General features: G+C 69.7%; 15 protein-coding genes. 8 read left to right on the forward strand and 7 right to left on the reverse strand.

Annotation, left to right across the window (positions count from 1 at the left end):
- The first annotated feature begins 167 nt into the window (after positions 1-167).
- Entirely contained in the window at positions 168-1,103 is a 936-nt protein-coding gene (locus ACYQ7X_RS04630) for a UDP-2,3-diacylglucosamine diphosphatase (RefSeq protein ID WP_459695677.1), read from the forward strand.
- Positions 1,100-2,197, forward strand: coding sequence for a glycosyltransferase family 4 protein (locus ACYQ7X_RS04635; protein ID WP_459695678.1), 1,098 nt, complete (start codon positions 1,100-1,102; stop codon positions 2,195-2,197). Before ACYQ7X_RS04630 ends, ACYQ7X_RS04635 begins: the two co-directional genes overlap by 4 nt.
- A 13-nt stretch (positions 2,198-2,210) precedes the next feature.
- Here ACYQ7X_RS04635 and zapE read toward each other — a convergent pair whose 3' ends face one another.
- Positions 2,211-3,389: a cell division protein ZapE gene (gene zapE / locus ACYQ7X_RS04640; RefSeq protein ID WP_459695679.1), complete on the reverse strand. Its 1,179-nt coding sequence runs from the start codon at positions 3,387-3,389 to the stop codon at positions 2,211-2,213.
- 157 nt (positions 3,390-3,546) lie between these two features.
- On the opposite strand from zapE, the gene ACYQ7X_RS04645 reads away from it, so the two are divergent.
- The 4 genes from ACYQ7X_RS04645 to ligA all read left to right on the forward strand — a co-directional run bounded on the left by ACYQ7X_RS04645 (position 3,547) and on the right by ligA (position 8,950).
- Positions 3,547-4,143, forward strand: coding sequence for a cob(I)yrinic acid a,c-diamide adenosyltransferase (locus ACYQ7X_RS04645; RefSeq protein WP_459695680.1), 597 nt, complete (start codon positions 3,547-3,549; stop codon positions 4,141-4,143).
- A 61-nt stretch (positions 4,144-4,204) separates the two neighbouring features.
- A complete protein-coding gene (locus ACYQ7X_RS04650) occupies positions 4,205-5,122 on the forward strand; it encodes an outer membrane protein assembly factor BamD (RefSeq protein WP_459695681.1) in 918 nt (305 codons plus the stop codon).
- Between the two features lie 28 nt (positions 5,123-5,150).
- A complete protein-coding gene (gene recN / locus ACYQ7X_RS04655; protein WP_459695682.1) occupies positions 5,151-6,854 on the forward strand; it encodes a DNA repair protein RecN in 1,704 nt (567 codons plus the stop codon).
- Complete coding sequence (gene ligA / locus ACYQ7X_RS04660; protein WP_459695683.1) at positions 6,851-8,950, forward strand: NAD-dependent DNA ligase LigA; 2,100 nt, start codon at positions 6,851-6,853, stop codon at positions 8,948-8,950. The genes recN and ligA overlap by 4 nt, the downstream gene beginning before the upstream one ends.
- A gap of 10 nt (positions 8,951-8,960) precedes the next feature.
- On the opposite strand, the gene ACYQ7X_RS04665 is transcribed toward ligA, so the two are convergent.
- The 4 genes from ACYQ7X_RS04665 to ACYQ7X_RS04680 form a co-directional block, all read right to left on the reverse strand.
- Positions 8,961-9,452, reverse strand: a complete 492-nt coding sequence (locus tag ACYQ7X_RS04665; protein WP_459695684.1) for an Hsp20/alpha crystallin family protein — start codon at positions 9,450-9,452, stop codon at positions 8,961-8,963.
- A gap of 151 nt (positions 9,453-9,603) precedes the next feature.
- A complete protein-coding gene (locus ACYQ7X_RS04670; RefSeq protein ID WP_459695685.1) occupies positions 9,604-10,407 on the reverse strand; it encodes a methyltransferase domain-containing protein in 804 nt (267 codons plus the stop codon).
- A 2-nt stretch (positions 10,408-10,409) separates the two neighbouring features.
- Entirely contained in the window at positions 10,410-11,774 is a 1,365-nt protein-coding gene (locus ACYQ7X_RS04675) for a glutamate--cysteine ligase (RefSeq protein ID WP_459695686.1), read from the reverse strand.
- 26 nt (positions 11,775-11,800) lie between these two features.
- Positions 11,801-12,535, reverse strand: a complete 735-nt coding sequence (locus ACYQ7X_RS04680) for a 16S rRNA (uracil(1498)-N(3))-methyltransferase (protein ID WP_459695687.1) — start codon at positions 12,533-12,535, stop codon at positions 11,801-11,803.
- Here ACYQ7X_RS04680 and ubiA point away from each other — a divergent pair.
- A complete protein-coding gene (gene ubiA, locus ACYQ7X_RS04685; protein WP_459695688.1) occupies positions 12,534-13,433 on the forward strand; it encodes a 4-hydroxybenzoate octaprenyltransferase in 900 nt (299 codons plus the stop codon). The two genes, ACYQ7X_RS04680 and ubiA, sit on opposite strands and share 2 nt — an antisense overlap.
- Complete coding sequence (locus tag ACYQ7X_RS04690) at positions 13,433-14,083, forward strand: class I SAM-dependent methyltransferase (protein ID WP_459695689.1); 651 nt, start codon at positions 13,433-13,435, stop codon at positions 14,081-14,083. The genes ubiA and ACYQ7X_RS04690 overlap by 1 nt, the downstream gene beginning before the upstream one ends.
- A gap of 16 nt (positions 14,084-14,099) precedes the next feature.
- Here ACYQ7X_RS04690 and ACYQ7X_RS04695 read toward each other — a convergent pair whose 3' ends face one another.
- Both ACYQ7X_RS04695 and pdxH read right to left on the reverse strand, forming a co-directional pair.
- A complete protein-coding gene (locus ACYQ7X_RS04695) occupies positions 14,100-14,966 on the reverse strand; it encodes a universal stress protein (RefSeq protein ID WP_459695690.1) in 867 nt (288 codons plus the stop codon).
- Positions 14,967-15,013: 47 nt separating this feature from the next.
- Complete coding sequence (gene pdxH, locus ACYQ7X_RS04700; RefSeq protein WP_459695692.1) at positions 15,014-15,616, reverse strand: pyridoxamine 5'-phosphate oxidase; 603 nt, start codon at positions 15,614-15,616, stop codon at positions 15,014-15,016.
- Between the last annotated feature and the right edge of the window lie 182 nt (positions 15,617-15,798).

A 15,798-nucleotide genomic window follows, 5' to 3' on the forward strand; every position in this document is an offset into this window, starting at 1 on the left:
GCAAGCGCGCCCTGCGCGGCAGGCAGCCCGCCACGCGGCGCGCCATGGGGCGCGTATTACTTGGCTAATCAACGACTTGCCGCAGTCATCCAAGTTTCACTGGGGTGCGCCGCCGTAACGGATTAACCCGTCGCGCGAGATCAGACATGTGAACGCGAGTAGCGCCCATGAATGACGTGCCCCGCCCAGAGACCTTCCGACCCGAGACTTTTCGACCGGAGACCTTCCGGCAGGAGCCGTACCGCCCCGAGGCAAGCCGCGCGCGCAGCCTCGGCGCGCCCGTCTTCCGCTCGATCTTCATCTCGGACCTTCACCTCGGCACGCGCGGCAGCAAGGCCGCCATGCTGCACGCCTTCCTGGAGAGCGCGAGCTGCGAGCGCCTCTATCTGGTGGGGGATATCATCGACGGCTGGCGCCTCCGCCGCTCCTGGTTCTGGGATGCGCATCATGACGCCGTGCTGCGCGATATCCTGCGCCTCGCCCGCCATGGCACCGAGGTCATCTACATCCCCGGCAATCATGACGAGATGATGCGCGCCTGGCTGCCGATGGGGCTCGAAATCGCCGGCATCCGGCTGATGGAGGAGGCGGTGCACGAAACCGCCGATGGCAAGCGGCTGCTCGTCATCCATGGCGATTTCTTCGATAGCGTGGTGCGCTGCGCCAAGTTCCTCGCCCTCCTCGGGGACCAGGCCTATACCGCGGCGCTGGTGCTGAACGGCTGGTTCAACCGGGTGCGCCGCTATTTCGGCTACCCCTACTGGTCGCTCTCCGCCTGGCTCAAGCGGCAGGTCAAGGAAGCGGTGAAATTCATCGACAGCTTCGAGACCACCCTCGCCCAGGAAGCGCGCAAGCGCCAGATGGACGGCGTGATCTGCGGCCATATCCACCATGCCGAGATGCGCATGATCGGCGAGACGCGCTATTTCAATACCGGAGACTGGGTGGAGAGCTGCACCGCCCTCGTCGAACATCACGACGGGCGCTTCGAACTCATCGACTGGCCGAGCCGCCTGCGGCAGAGCGCGCGGGCGGCGGATCAGCTGCTCGCCGACGCGGCGGCGGGTGGCGAGCTTGCGGAAGCGGCGCCGCTGCCGGCATGAGCAGCTGGCCTGCCCGGGTCGCCATCGTCTCGGATGCCTGGCATCCGCAGGTCAATGGTGTGGTACGCAGCCTCGGCCAGGTGGTGCGCGAGTTGACGGCGCGCGGCATCACCGTCGAGGTTTTCGGCCCCGACCGGTTTCGCACCCTGCCTTGCCCGGGCTATCCGGAAATTCGCCTCGCCATCGCGCCGGGGCGGGATCTCGCCCGCATGCTGAAGGCCTTCGCGCCGGATGCGTTGCATATCGCGACCGAGGGGCCGCTCGGCCTCGCCGCACGGCGCTGGGCGCGGCGGCACGGCTATGCCTTCACCACCTCCTTCCATACCCGCTTCCCGGAATATGTCGCGGCCCGGCTGCCCTTGCCCCGCGCCTGGACGGAGCGGATCGCCTATTACCTCATCCGCCGCTTCCATCGCGCGGGTGCGGCGGTGATGGCGGCGACGCCGAGCCTTATCCGCGAGCTGCGCCAGCGCGGCTTCGGCAATGTCTGCCACTGGTCGCGCGGGGTCGATATCACCAACTTCCGGCCCGACCTGCGTGAGGAGGAGGATGGGCTGCCGCGGCCGGTCTTTCTCTATGCCGGGCGGCTGGCCGTCGAAAAGAACGTCGAAGCCTTCCTGGCGCTCGATCTGCCGGGCTCGAAGGTGGTGGTGGGCGATGGGCCGGACCGCGCCAATCTCCAGCGCCGCTTCCCCAGCGCCCGCTTCACCGGCCTCCTGCGCGGCGAAGCCCTGGCGCGTGCCTATGCCTCGGCCGATGTCTTCGTCTTTCCGAGCCGGACGGATACTTTCGGCCTCGTGATGCTGGAGGCGCTGGCCTCCGGCACGCCGGTCGCGGCCTATCCGGAACCGGCGCCCCGCGATGTGCTGGGGGCGGCGATGCCCCCGGTCGGCGGGCTGGACGAGGATCTGCGCGCGGCCGCCCTGACCGCGCTGACGATCGACCGCCGGCATTGCCGGCGCTACGCGGAACGCTTTTCCTGGCAGGCGGCGAGCGCCATGTTCCTGCGCAATCTGGTGCCGATCGCGGGCCGGCGCTCGACCCCGCTGCGCGGCGTGCGGGGCGCCCTCTTCCCCCGCTTGCGCCGGGCCTGAGGGGGCTGGCTGCTCACGTCAGATGCGTGAGGCCGAAATATTCTTCCGTCCGCATCTCCATCAGCCGTGAGGCCGTGCGCTCGAAGGCGATCGCGCCTTCGCCCGCGGGGTAGAGCGCATCCGGCATCGCCGCCGCGGAGGCGACGAGCTTCACCCGATGATCGTAGAGATTGTCGATGAGATTGATGAAGCGCCGCGCCTCGTTATGGTTCTCGGGCGTCAGCAGCGGGATATCGTCCATCACCACGGTATGGAAATGCGTCGCGATGGCGAGGTAGTCCCCCGCGCCGAGATTGCGCGCGCAGAGATCGGCGAAGGCGAACCGCGCGACACCGCCGGCTGCGCGCGGCACCGGCACGCGGCGGCCCATCACATCGAGCGAGACGGGGCGGATCGGCGCGCCTTGGCTGAGGGCGGCGAATGCGCGGTCGAGCGCGGCCTGCGCGGCCGGCCCCGGCGGCACATGCCAGGTTTCGCCCGCGGCATCGCGCAGTCGCCGATAGTCGCGCTGCGATTCCAGCACCAGCACGTCGAGATGCCGTTTCAGCACGGCGATGAAGGGGAGGAAGGCATCCCGCCCCGGCTGGCCGCGGAAGAGATCGTCGGGCGCGGTATTGGACGTCGCGACGACGACGACGCCGCGCTCGAACAGCGCCTCGAACAGGCGGCCGAGGATCATCGCATCGGCGATGTCATTGACCTGGAACTCGTCGAAGCAGAGCAGGATCGCCTCTTCGGCGATCGCGTCGGCAAGCGGCGGGATGGGGTCCTCGCCGCCGGGATTGGCCTGCTTCCAGGCGAAGATGCGGCGATGCGCTTCCTGCATGAAGGCGTGGAAATGAATGCGCCGGCGGCGCGGCACCCGGGCGCTCGCGAAGAACATATCCATGAGCATGGATTTGCCCCGCCCGACCTCGCCCACCAGATAGAGGCCGTGGACCTGGTTGCCGGGGGCTTCCTCGATCGCGCGGCGGCGGATGAAGCGGCCGAGCAGCGTGCGACGGGCGGTGCGCGCCGAGGGATCGTAATGGCCAAGCCGGGCCCAAAGGGTCTGCAGCCGCTCGGCCGCCGCCGCCTGGGCAGGATCGGAGACGATCCGCTTCTCGGCGATGGCGCGGCGATAGGCGGCGAGCGGGCCTTCCTCGCCCGGCGCGGTGCGTGGAGCCGTCTCGACAGGGGTGAGCGCATCCATGGTGCATCGCACATAAGGGCCGCCGCGGCGCCGGGCAATGATTTTCGTGGCAAGGCACCCGCGCGGGCGGCGGCGGGGTGGGGAGCGATGACAGGGCCCTCCCCGCGCGTTACCCTCGCGCGGCCGCCGGCTGGTGGCAGGCTTGCAGGAGGCGGACATGGCGGAACGGAGCGGCGCGGGCATTCGCATCGACCGGGTGGTGACGCGCGGCGGCGACGCCGGGATGACCTCGCTCGGCACGGGGGAGCGGGTCTCCAAGGCGGCGGCGCGGGTGGAGGCTTTCGGCACCGTGGACGAGGCGAATGCGGCGATCGGCCTCATCCGCCTCCATACCTCGGCCGGGAGCGCGGAGGATGGCGCGCTTGCCCGCATTCAGAACGATCTCTTCGATCTCGGCGCCGATCTCTCCTCGCCCGAAACGCCCGAGGATGCGGCGCGCGGGCGGAGCCGGCTGCGCCTGGGCGAGGCGGCGGTGCTGCGGCTCGAAGCCGAGATCGAGGCGATGAACGCGGCGCTGCCGCCGCTCACGAGCTTCATCCTGCCGGGCGGCACGCCGGCGGCGGCGCATGCGCATCTCGCCCGCACCATCACCCGCCGGGCGGAGCGCCTGGCCGTCGCCCTCGCCGCCGAGGAAGCGGTGAGCCCGGCGGTGCTGCGCTACCTCAACCGCCTCTCGGACTACCTCTTCGTCCTCAGCCGTAGCCTGAACCAGGGCAGCGGCCGGGAGGTCACCTGGGTGCCGGGCGGCGCCTGAGGGTGGAGATTAGGCGCTGAGGGGCTTCGCGGCGCCGCTGGAATAGTATAATTGGCCGAGCATGTCACAGCATCGCCGGATACTCCCGCTTGTCCTGATCCTGGCGCCGGCCTTGTCCGGCTGCGGGATGTTCAGTTCCGGGCCGACGGTCGCGCAGCAGGCCGATATCAACGCCAAGCTGCCGCCGCAGGTGCTCTACAACAACGGCATCAACGCCATCCAGAAGCAGGATTTCGAGCGCGCGATCCAGGATTTCACCTCGATCGAGGAGAACACGCCCTATTCGCCCTGGGCGACCAATGCGCAGCTGATGCACGGCTATACCGAATATCTCCGCAGCCACTACTCGGACGCGATCAGCGCGCTCGACCGCTATATCCAGCTGCATCCGGCGGATCGCGATATCGCCTACGCCTATTATCTGCGCGCGCTTTGCTATTACGAGCAGATTTCGGACGTGCAGCGCGACCAGACGACGACGGTGCAGGCGATGAATGCCTTGCAGGAGGTGGTGAACCGCTTCCCCGACAGCGCCTATGCCCGCGATGCGCGCCTCAAGATCGACCTCTGCAACGACCAGCTGGCCGGGCATGAGATGGTGATCGGGCGGTATTACGAGAAGCAGCATCTCTACGCCGCCGCCATCAACCGCTATCAGGCCGTCGTCAACAACTACCAGACCACCAACCACACCGCCGAGGCGCTGGAGCGGCTGGTCGAGATCTATCTCAAGCTCGGCCTGACCGACGAGGCGCGCCGCACCGCTGCGGTGCTCGCTTACAACTACCCCGGCAGCTCCTGGTATCAGACGGCCTATTCCAAGCTGGCGGCGGCGGATGTGATCAGCCGGCGGACGGGCAATGCCCTGGTCGCCGGCTCCGATCGCGACACGACAAGCGATACCGGTAGCCTGCCGCCCTCAGCTCCGGCCACGCCGCCGCCCAAATCCTCTGGCGGGTTCTTCGGCTGGCTGTTCTGACGGCGGGCTCAGAAGGCGGCGACCCGCCATGCTGAGCGCGCTTTCCATCCGCGACGTGGTGCTGATCGAGCGGCTCGACCTCTCCTTCGGCGCCGGGCTCACGGTGCTGACCGGCGAAACCGGGGCCGGCAAATCCATCCTTCTCGACAGCCTCGGCCTTGCCCTTGGCGATCGGGCGGAAAGCGGCCTCGTGCGCGCCGGCGCCGAACAGGCGGTGGTGACGGCGCATTTCGCCTCCCCTCCCGGCCATCCGGCCTTCGCCCTCCTCGCCGAGCAGGGGCTCGATGCCGAGGAGGAGGAGATCGTCATCCGCCGCATCGTCGCCCGCGATGGCCGCTCCCGCGCCTTCGTCAATGACCAGCCGGTGAGCGCCGGGCTGCTCCGGCGGCTGGGCGCGCTGCTGGTCGAGGTGCAGGGCCAGCATGACCAGATCGGCCTGGCAGATCCGGCCGCCCATGGGCCGCTGCTCGATGGGTTCGGCGTCCGGCAGAACCTCACCGCGGCGGTCTCCACCGCCTGGGCGGCGTGGCGGGACAGGCTGGCCGCGCTGGATGCGGCGCGCCGCGCCTTGGCCGAGGCCAAGGCGGATGAGGAGTGGCTGCGCCATGCCGCCGGCGAGCTTGCCGCTTTGGCGGCCGAGCCGGGCGAGGAGCAGCATCTCGCCGGGCTGCGGCAGGAGATGCAGCAGGCGGCCCGCCGGGCAGAGGCGATCGCCGCGGCGCTGGCCGAAATCGCGCCGCGCGAGCGGCGGAACCCCGGCCCGGCGGCGGCACTCCGCGCCGCCGCCCGCAGCCTGCAGCGCCTGCTGCCGAGCAGCCTTTCGGCGGAAGCCGAGGCCGAGAACCCGCTTTCCCCCGCGCTCGCCGCGATCGACCGGGCGGAGGAGGCGATCGCCGAGGCGGAGACGCTGCTCTCCCGCCTCGCGCATGAGGCGGAGAGCGACCCGCGCGCGCTGGAGCAGGCAGAGGAGCGGCTCTTCGCGCTGCGGGCGGCGGCGCGCAAGCATGGCGTGGCGGTGGCCGAGCTGCCGGCGCTCGGTGCCGCGCTTGCCAGCCGGCTCGCCGCGCTCGATACCGGCTCGGCCGATCTCGCGGCGCTGGAGGCAGCGGCGGCGGCCGATCGGGCCACCTATCTCGCGGCAGCGGCGGCCCTTTCCGAGGCGCGTGGCAAGGCGGCGCGAAGGCTCGAAGCGGCGATCATGGCGGAGTTGCCGCCGCTCAAGCTCGAACGCACGCGCTTCGTCGTCGAACTCACCCCGCTCGGCGAAGGCGCCTGGGGCGCCCGCGGGGTCGAAGCAGTGCGCTTCCTCATCGCCACCAATCCGGGCCAGGCGCCGGGGCCGATCGAGAAAATCGCCTCGGGCGGCGAACTCTCCCGCCTCATGCTCGCCCTTAAGCTGGTGCTGAGCCGGGGTTCGGCGGTCGGCACGCTGGTGTTCGACGAGGTCGATTCCGGCATCGGCGGCGCGACGGCCGCCGCCGTGGGCGAGCGGCTGGCCCGCCTCGCGGCCGAGGTGCAACTGCTGACGGTGACGCATAGCCCCCAGGTCGCGGCGCGCGGCACGGCGCATCTGCGCGTCGCCAAGGGGATCGAACGCGGCCTCGGGGTGACGCGGGTGGAGGCGCTCTCCGGGCCGGCGCGGCGGGAGGAGGTGGCTCGCATGCTGGCGGGCGAGACGGTGACGGAAGCCGCCCGCGCGGCGGCGGATAGTCTGCTGAAGGGGGCCGCATGAGCCGCAAGCCGAAAGCCGCTGCCACTGACCTTTCGGCTCTGACGGAGGAGCTGGAGACGCTGACCGCCCGCATCGCGGAAGCTGACGTCGCCTATCACGGCCATGATGCGCCCGAGGTGACGGATGCGGAATACGACGCCTGGCGCCGCCGCTATAACGAGATTGTCGCGGCGCATCCAGAGCTTGCAGAGCCGCAATCGGCAGTCTCCCGCGTCGGTGCCGCGCCTGCCAGCGGCTTCGCCAAGTATCGGCACGGCGTGCCGATGCTGTCGCTCGACAACGCCTTCTCGCCCGAGGATTTTCAGGATTTCACGGCGCGCATCCGCCGCTTCCTGGGTCTCTCGGATGATGCCGGCCTGCGCTTCGTGGCCGAGCCGAAGCTCGACGGGCTTTCGCTCTCCATCACCTATGAGAATGGCGTGCTGACGGCCGCGGCCACCCGCGGCGATGGCGAGCAGGGCGAACTCGTCACTGAGAACGTCCGCACCGTCGGCAGTGTGCCGCAGAAGCTGAAGGGTCACGCGCCGGCGCGCATGGAAATCCGCGGCGAGATGCTGATGACCAAGGCGGATTTCCTCAAGCTCAACGCGGCGCAGGAAGCGGCGGGCGAGCGACTTTTCGCCAATCCGCGCAATGCCGCTGCGGGCTCCCTCCGCCAGCTCGATCCGCGCATCACCGCCGCCCGCCCGCTCAGCTTCTTCGCCTATGCGGTGGGCGCGGCGAGCGAGGAGATCGCTGCCAGCCACTGGGATTTTCTCGGCCGGCTGGAGGCTTGGGGGTTTCAGGTCAACCCTCTCCGCCGGCTCATTGCCGGCACGGGCGAGGCGGAGGCTTTCCAGGCGGAGATCGGCGCCGAGCGCGCTGCCCTCGCCTATGATATCGATGGCGTCGTCTATAAGCTCGATGAGACGGCGCTGCAGCGGCGTCTGGGCTTCGTCGGCCGTGCGCCGCGCTGGGCGATCGCCTGGAAATTTCCGGCCGAGCAGGCCGTCACCACGCTGCGTGCGATCAGCATCCAGGTTGGCCGCACCGGCGCGCTTACCCCCGTCGCCGAGCTTGAACCCGTGAACGTCGGCGGCGTGCTCGTCAGCCGGGCGACGCTCCATAACGAGGACGAGATCGCCCGCAAGGATATCCGCCTGGGCGATACCGTCATGCTGCAACGAGCGGGAGACGTGATTCCGCAGATCCTCGGCGTCATCGCGGAGAAGCGCGCGCCCGGTGCCGCGCCCTGGGCACCACCCGAGCATTGCCCGGTCTGCGGCTCGCTCGCGCTCCGCCCGCCGGGCGAGGTGGTGCGGCGCTGCACCGGCGGGCTCGTCTGCCGGGCGCAGCAGGTGGAGCGGCTGATCCATTTCGTCTCCCGCGCGGCCTTCGACATCGAAGGGCTCGGGGACAAGACCATCGCCGAATTCCATGCCGATGGGCTGATCGCGACGCCGCCCGATATCTTCCGCCTGCCCGAGCATGAGGCGGCGATCGCGGCGCGGGAGGGCTGGGGCGAAACCTCGGCCCGCAACCTCTCCCGCGCGATCGCCGCGCGGCGGGTGATCCCGCTCGCCCGCTTCATCTACGGCTTAGGCATCCGCCGCATCGGGGAGACCAACGCCAAGCTGCTGGCGCGGCACTACGGCAGCTTCGCCCATTGGCGGAGCGAGATGCTGGCGGCGCGCATCGTCGGGTCCGATGCGCGGCTCGCCCTTGGCTCGATCCTCGGCATCGGCCCGGCGGTGGCCGAGGAACTGGCCGAGTTCTTTGCCGAGGCGCGCAATATCGCGGTGGTGGACGAACTCGCCGCCATGCTCACCATCGAGGAGGCGGAGAGCGCCACTGCGGAAAGCCCGCTCGCCGGCAAGACGATCGTCTTCACCGGCGGCATGGAGAGCATGACGCGGCCGGAGGCCAAGGCGCGGGCCGAGGCGCTCGGCATGCGGGTGACGGATAGCGTTTCGAAAAAGACCGATTATGTGGTCGCGGGCGCGGATGCCGGCTCCAAAGCGCGCCGTGCAGCGGAGCTTGGCATCCGCACCCTGACCGAGGCTGAGTGGCGGGAGTTGGCGGGCTTGCCCGCCGCGCCCGCACAACCAGAAAGCTGAGGCCGAACGATCAGCCCTTGCTGATGGCGATCTTCTTCAGGCCGCTCTGCGCCTCGGGCCGCTTCGGCAAGGTCACGGTCAGAACGCCATTCTTGAAGCTCGCCGCGACCTTTTCGGGATCGACATCCGGGCCGAGCGCCAGGCTGCGGCGGAACTGGCCCTGCCAACGCTCGCTATAGCTTGGGCCACTGGTTTCAGACTTCTTCTCGCCCTTCAGGGTCAGCACCCCGTCCTTCAAGGAGAGGTCGAGGTCCTTTTCCTCAAGCCCCGGCACTTCCGCTGTCACCGTCAGCATCTTGTCGGTCTCGCTCACCTCGATCTGGGGCCAGGCGGTGGCGAAGGCGCCGTCGCGCGGAGCGGCGGGAAAGGCGAAGCTGCGGGTGAAATCGTCGAAGAGCCGGTTCATGTCGCGGTGAAAGAGATTGAAGGGATCGGCGGGCGGTCCGCTTTCGGCGGAGAGCGCGCGGTTGCGGCTGAAAGGCAGCAGATCGGTGATCGCCATGGTTGGTCAAGACCTCCGTGCTTGATGGCTCGGATGCGCGCGTGATCGCGCCGCGCGGCAGCCGGCCGGATGCGGGTCGCGGGTCAGCGCATTTGCGAACAAGCCTTATTCCGCCTACCGCCTTCTTAATATAGAATTCGGAATTGAGGGATCAAACGGCGCTTTCGGGTGCGGTTGACCATCCCGTCATGATGCCGAGCCGAAGCGGGATCGCGATTCGCCCGTCAGGCCCCGCAGGCAGGCGCATCAGCGCCGTGGGGAAAAGCGCGCGCGGCGGGATCTGCCGGCTGCGCTCGGCAATCGCATTGCGTTCGCCGGCCGCCTGCAAATCCCTCAGGAGCGCCAGCGGATCGCCGTAGGAGAGGGTGATCTCCTCCTGATCGGCGACCGGGCTGTGGAAGCCCGCGCGCTGCAGAAGCCCCGCGAGGTCGCGCAGCTCCGGGAAGGGCGAGATGCGCGGGCTGGCGCCGCCGGCAAGCTCGGCCTCGGCCTCCATCAGCGCCTGGCGGAGCGGCCCGAGCGTGCCGAGCAGCGGCAGGCTCGCCAGCAGCAGCCCATCGGGCCGCATGGCGCGGCGGAGCTGGATGAGGGCGCCCGGCAGATCGTTCACCCAATGGAGCGAAAGATTGGCGGTGACGAGATCGAAGCTCCCCGGGCCGAAGGGCAGGGCTTCCTCATCGCCGGCCAGGGCAGGCGGGCCGCTCAGCGCCGCCAGCCGCGCCGATCCCTCGAGCGCGACGGTCGGGATGCCCATCGCCCGCAGCCGTGGAGCGACGATGCCGCGCCCGCCAAGATCGAGAGCCGCGGTGAAGCGCCGCGTCGTGTCGGCCAGCCGGTCAAGCAGCCGCTCGGCCGCGTCTTCGAGGATCGGCGAGACCTCGCCGAGCGTCCGCGCCGCGCGATCCTGGAAGCGGCGATGGGCGGCGCGGTCGAATATCTCGGCGCTATCGGCCACGCTCAGATCGCGGCCTCGGCAAAGATCGGCCGCACATCCCGCCCCCAGGCATGCTCGTAGCGATCGAGCCAGTATTCCGCTTGCGTCGGGCCGCCTTCGGCGATCGCCTGCAAGGGGGCGAGGTAGATCCGCTCGTCCGCGCCTTCGGCATCGCGCCGCGCGCGGGCGGCAAGGCCCTGGGAGGCGATGGCGAGCAGCGGCGGCAGCAGATCCCGCAAGCGCTGCCCGGGCCGCCAGCTGGCATCGAGCCCGCGCGCCGGCACTTCGGCACGGATCGCCATCAGCGCCTCGGCGCCGATCCCGCGCGTCAGGCTCTCGGCCGCGGCGAGCGCCGCATCGTCATAGAGCAGCCCGGTCCAGAAGGCCGAGAAGGCCAGCATCATCGGCGGGCTGCCCGCATCGGCGCCGCGCATCTCGATGAAGCGCTTGAGCCGGACATCGGTGAAGATCGTGGTGAGGTGATCGGCGAAATCGCCCATCGTCGGCCGCTCGCCGGCAAGCCCGGGGAGTTGGCCCGCGAGGAAGGCGCGGAAGGACTGCCCCGCGACATCGATGTAGCGGCCGTCGCGGTAGAGGAAATACATCGGCACGTCGAGCGCGTAGTCCACGAAGCGTTCGAAGCCGAAACCCTCCTCGAAGACGCAGGCCGGGATGCCGGCGCGGGCATTGTCCGTATCGGTCCAGACCAGCGCGCGGTTGGAGAGGATGCCGTTCGGCCGTCCCTCGTAGAAGGGGGAATTGGCGAAGAGCGCGGTTGCGAAGGGTTGCAGCGCGAAGCTCACGCGGAGCTTGCGCACCATGTCCGCTTCCGAGCCGTAATCGAGATTGACCTGCACGGTGCAGGTCCGCGTCATCATATCGAGCCCGCGGGAGCCGACCTCGGGCATGTAGCGGCGCATGATGGCGTAGCGGCCCTTGGGCATCCAGGGCATCTCTTCGTAACGCGCGAGGGGGTGGAAGCCGAGCGGCGCGAAGCCGAGGCCGAGGCGCTCGGCCACCGGTTTGACCTCCGCGATATGGGCCGCGAGTTCCGCCGCCGTCTCGTGCAGGGTTGCGGCGAGGCCGCCGGACAGCTCGAACTGGCCTGCGGGTTCGAGGGAGATCGAGCCGCTGGCGCCCTTGAGGCCGATCGGCCTGCCGGCATCCAGAATGGGCTGCCAGCCGTGCGGCGCCATCCCTTCCAGCATGGCGCGGATGCCCTCGGGCTCGTATGGCGGGGGCGCGAGGTCGCTCCGCCGGAAGCCGAATTTCTCGTGCTCGGTGCCGATGCGAAACTGGGTCGGATCCTTGCAGCCCGCCGCGAAATAGGCGGCAAGCTGCGCAGGGGAAGAGATCGGGGTGAGGTCACCCTCGCCGGGGTTGGACATCGGCTGTTTTGCTCAAGCGTCGTTGTTCAAGAAGGCACGGGGCGTTGCAGCAAGGCGAGACCCACGATCGCGGCGGTCTCTGCCCGCAGGATGCGGGGGCCAAGTGACGCGCCTACAAGAAAGGGAAGCCGGCGCATCGCGTCAAGCTCCCGCGGGTCGAAGCCGCCCTCCGGCCCGATCAGCAGGGCAGCCGGGCCGGCGGGTGGCTGCGGCATCGGCGCCGCCTCGGCACGCTCGATAGCGGCGATGAGCGGGCGGCCCGCCGGCCAGCGGCCGAGCAGCGACTCGAGCGGCGCGGGCGGATGGATGAGCGGCACGGAGAGCCGCTCGCACTGCTCCGCCGCTTCCACCGCGATCGCCCGCAGCCGCTCCGGCGCCGGGCGCGCGGGCTGGCTGCGGGCGGCGATAACTGGATGAATTTGCGCGCAACCAAGCTCGGTCGCCTTCTCCACCGCCCATTCCAGCGCGTCGCGCTTGATGATGGAGAGGAGCAGCCAGAGATCGGGTTCCGCCTCCTGGGCGCGGTAGGGCGCTGCCACATCGGCCTCCGCGCCGCGTTTGCCGATGGCGCGGATCACCGCCCGCCATTCGCCATCCCGGCCGTTGAACAGCCGCAGCGGATCGCCGGGGGCGCGGCGCATCACCGTGCCGAGATAGCGGGCCTGCCCTTCGCTGAGCGCGATCCTGGCGCCTTCGCCGAGCGGTTCGGCCACGAAAAGACGGATTGACCCGGCATCGGGCTCGGGAGATGGAAGGCGCATGGCGGTTCACACGGATATCAAGCGGGATGGCTGGGTCGGCCGGCTGCCGGCGAGCCTCGCACCCTATGCCATTTTGGCAAGGCTCGACCGCCCGATCGGCGCGTGGCTGCTCTTCCTGCCCGGCCTCTGGAGCATCCTGCTCGCCCGTGTCGCTCCCGGACGGTCGCTCCGCCTCATCATTCTCTTCGCCCTCGGCTCCGTGGTGATGCGGAGCGCGGGCTGCGTCGTCAACGATATCTGGGATCGCAAGATAGACCGGCTGGTCGCGCGGACCGCCGGGCGGCCGCTCGCCTCCGGCGCGCTCCGCCTCCGCCAGGCGCTCCTCTTCCTTGCCCTGCTGCTGCTGATCGGGCTTGCCATTCTCCTCAGCCTGCGTCCGGCGGCCGAGTTGCTGGGCGCCGCCTCGCTCATCCTCGTCGCGCTCTATCCCGGGGCCAAGCGCGTCACCTGGTGGCCGCAGGCGATGCTGGGGCTGACCTTCGGCTTCGGCGCCCCGCTCGGCTATGTCGCGGCGACGGGGCATTTCACCTGGGCGGCCGGGCTGCTCTACGCCGCCGCCTTCTTCTGGATTCTCGGCTACGATACGATCTACGCGCATCAGGATCGGGAGGATGATGCGCTGGTCGGCATCGGTTCCACCGCCCGGCTGTTCGCGGAAACCTCGCGCCCCTTCCTCGCTGTCTGCTACGGGCTCACCCTCCTGCTGCTCATCGCCTCCGGGCTGATGGCGGGCTTCGGCCTCGTCTTCCTCATCCTCCTCGCGGTGCCGGCCGCCCTCCTCGCCCGGCAGGTGCTGCGCCTCGATGTCGCGGATGGGCCGCTCTGCCTCGCGCTCTTCAAAAACAACAAATGGGTGGGGCTGCTGGTGGGCCTCGCCTTGCTGGCCGGGCGCCTGTGATGCCCGACCTGGCCGCCGAAGCCTTCCTCCGCGCCCAGACGGTGCGGAGCGCGGCGCCGCTGGTGCCCGAGATTCCGCTCTGGCTCGCGACCGAGATCACCCCGATCTGGCAGGCGACCGAGGCCTGGCTGCAGGAAACCGGGATCGAGCCGCCCTTCTGGGCCTTCGCTTGGCCTGGCAGCCAGGTGCTGGCGCGCATGGTGCTGGATGATCCGGCCTTGGTCGCCGGCCGCCGGGTGCTGGATTTCGCCGCCGGCTGCGGCCTTGCCGCCATCGCCTGCGCCCGCGCCGGGGCGGCCCTCGTGGAAGCGGCTGAGATCGACCCGCTGGCGATCGCCGCGATCCGGCTCAATGCCGGCGAAAACGGCGTCGCCATCGCGGCTGAGACGCGGGACGTGGTGGGCGATGCCTGCCGCTGGGATCTCATCCTCTGCGGCGATGTCTGCTACGAGGCGCCGATGACCGGGCATATCCTGCCCTGGCTGCGGCAGATGGCGGCGGCAGGCGCCGAGGTCTGGATCGCCGATCCCGGCCGCGCCTATCTGCCGCGCGCGGGCATGGCGCCGATCGCCTGCCGCGACGTGCCGACGACGCTGGAACTGGAAGACCGCCCCACCCGCAGCGTGACGGTCTATCGCCTCGCCGGCTGAGACAGGGGCGGCGCTCTCAGCGGCTCATCATCACCGGCAGGTCGGCATTCTCCAGCACATGGCGGGTGACGCCGCCGAGGATGAGCTGGCGGAGCCGCGAATGCGAATAGGCCCCCATCGAGAGCAGATCGCAGCCGAATTCCCGCGCCGCGGCGAGCAGCCCGGCGCCGACCGATTTATCCACCGGCCGGAAGGTCGCGATTTCGGCGGCGACCCCATGCAGCGCGAGATAGGCCGCGAGATCCGCCGCCGCCGGTCCGCGCCGCTGGTAATCGTCCGAGGTGAGGATACGCACGGCCTGCGCCTTCTGGAACCAGGGCAGCGCCGCCTGTACCGCGGCGGCCGATTCCGCCGTGCCGTTCCAGCCGATGCAGATCCGCTGCCCGATGGTGGCGGGCTCGGCGGCCGGCGCGATGAGCACCGGGCGGCCGGAATCGAAGAGCACGGCATGCAGCGCATCCGAGGAGGAGACATCCTGTCCGGCCTCCGGATGCGGGATCACGGTCAGATCGGCGAGCCGCGCCTGCTGGGCGATGATCTCCTCCTCCCGCCCGGCGACGGAGACGAAATTCGCCGTCATCCCTTCCGGCTGCGGGCGCGCTTCGGCGATCGGGATACCATGCGCCGTCATCGCCTGTTCGAAGAGGATGCGCACCTCGTGGGCGCGGATGGCGCTCTCCTTCTCGGTCGCCACCATCATGTCCTCGATCATCGCGCCCGAGAGACCTTCCCCGGCCAGCGGCGCCACATCCCGCGCATCGACCCGGACATGCAGAACCGTGAGATGGGCGCGCCACAGCATCGCCGTGTCGATTGCGGTATCGAGGGCGGCGCGGCCGGCCGCGGTCTCGTTCAGGAGCAGGATAACCTTGCGGATGGGCATGGTACTCAATCCGTTGCACACAGCCTGTTAATGGAGCATCAGCCGCCTCAGGGAAAGAGCCGGCTCGTCTGCCACGCGCCACCTCCGGCCGGCCGCGTGAAAACCAGCCGATCATGCAGCCGGAAGGGCATTTCGCGCCAGAACTCGAAGCGGTGCGGCACCACCCGATAGCCCGACCAGTGCGGCGGGCGGGGCACTGCCTCGCCGGGGAAGCGTGCTTCGGCTTCGGCCAGCCGCTTTTCCAGCACCTGCCGGTCCGCCAGCGGGCGGGACTGGTCGGAAGCCCAGGCGCCGAGCTTGGAGAGGCGCGGGCGGGAGGCGAAGTATTCGTCCGCCTCTGCCGCCGTGACCTTTTCCACCGCGCCATGCACCCGCGTCTGCCTTTGCAGGCTCTTCCAGTGAAAATTGAGGCAGGCACGCGGATTGGCGGCCAGTTCGGCACCCTTGTGGCTTTCGTAATTGGTGTAGAAGACGAGCCCGCGCTCATCCATGCCCTTGAGCAGCACGATGCGCGCATCGGGCGCGCCATCGGCGCCGACGGTCGCGAGCGTCATGGCATTAGGGTCGGCAGGTTCCGTCCCGCGCGCTTCGGCAAGCCAGGCAGCGAGCAGGGCGAAGGGGTCTCGTTCGGCAAGCGGGGGGAGGGTCATGATCCAGATCCTTGGGCTGGCGGCAGGAAACGCCGGCGGAGTTTCGCGCCACGTCAGGCTGAGGCCAAGCGGCAGATTCGCGATCTATCCTCCTTTTTCGGCGGCATCCGGCGCGGGATCTGCCCCTTGTCCCTCCGTTCCGCCTGTGCCAGAGGGCGCAGCCAGATTAGACTGCGGCGGCG

The sequence above is a fragment of the Acidisoma sp. C75 genome (assembly GCF_054665095.1).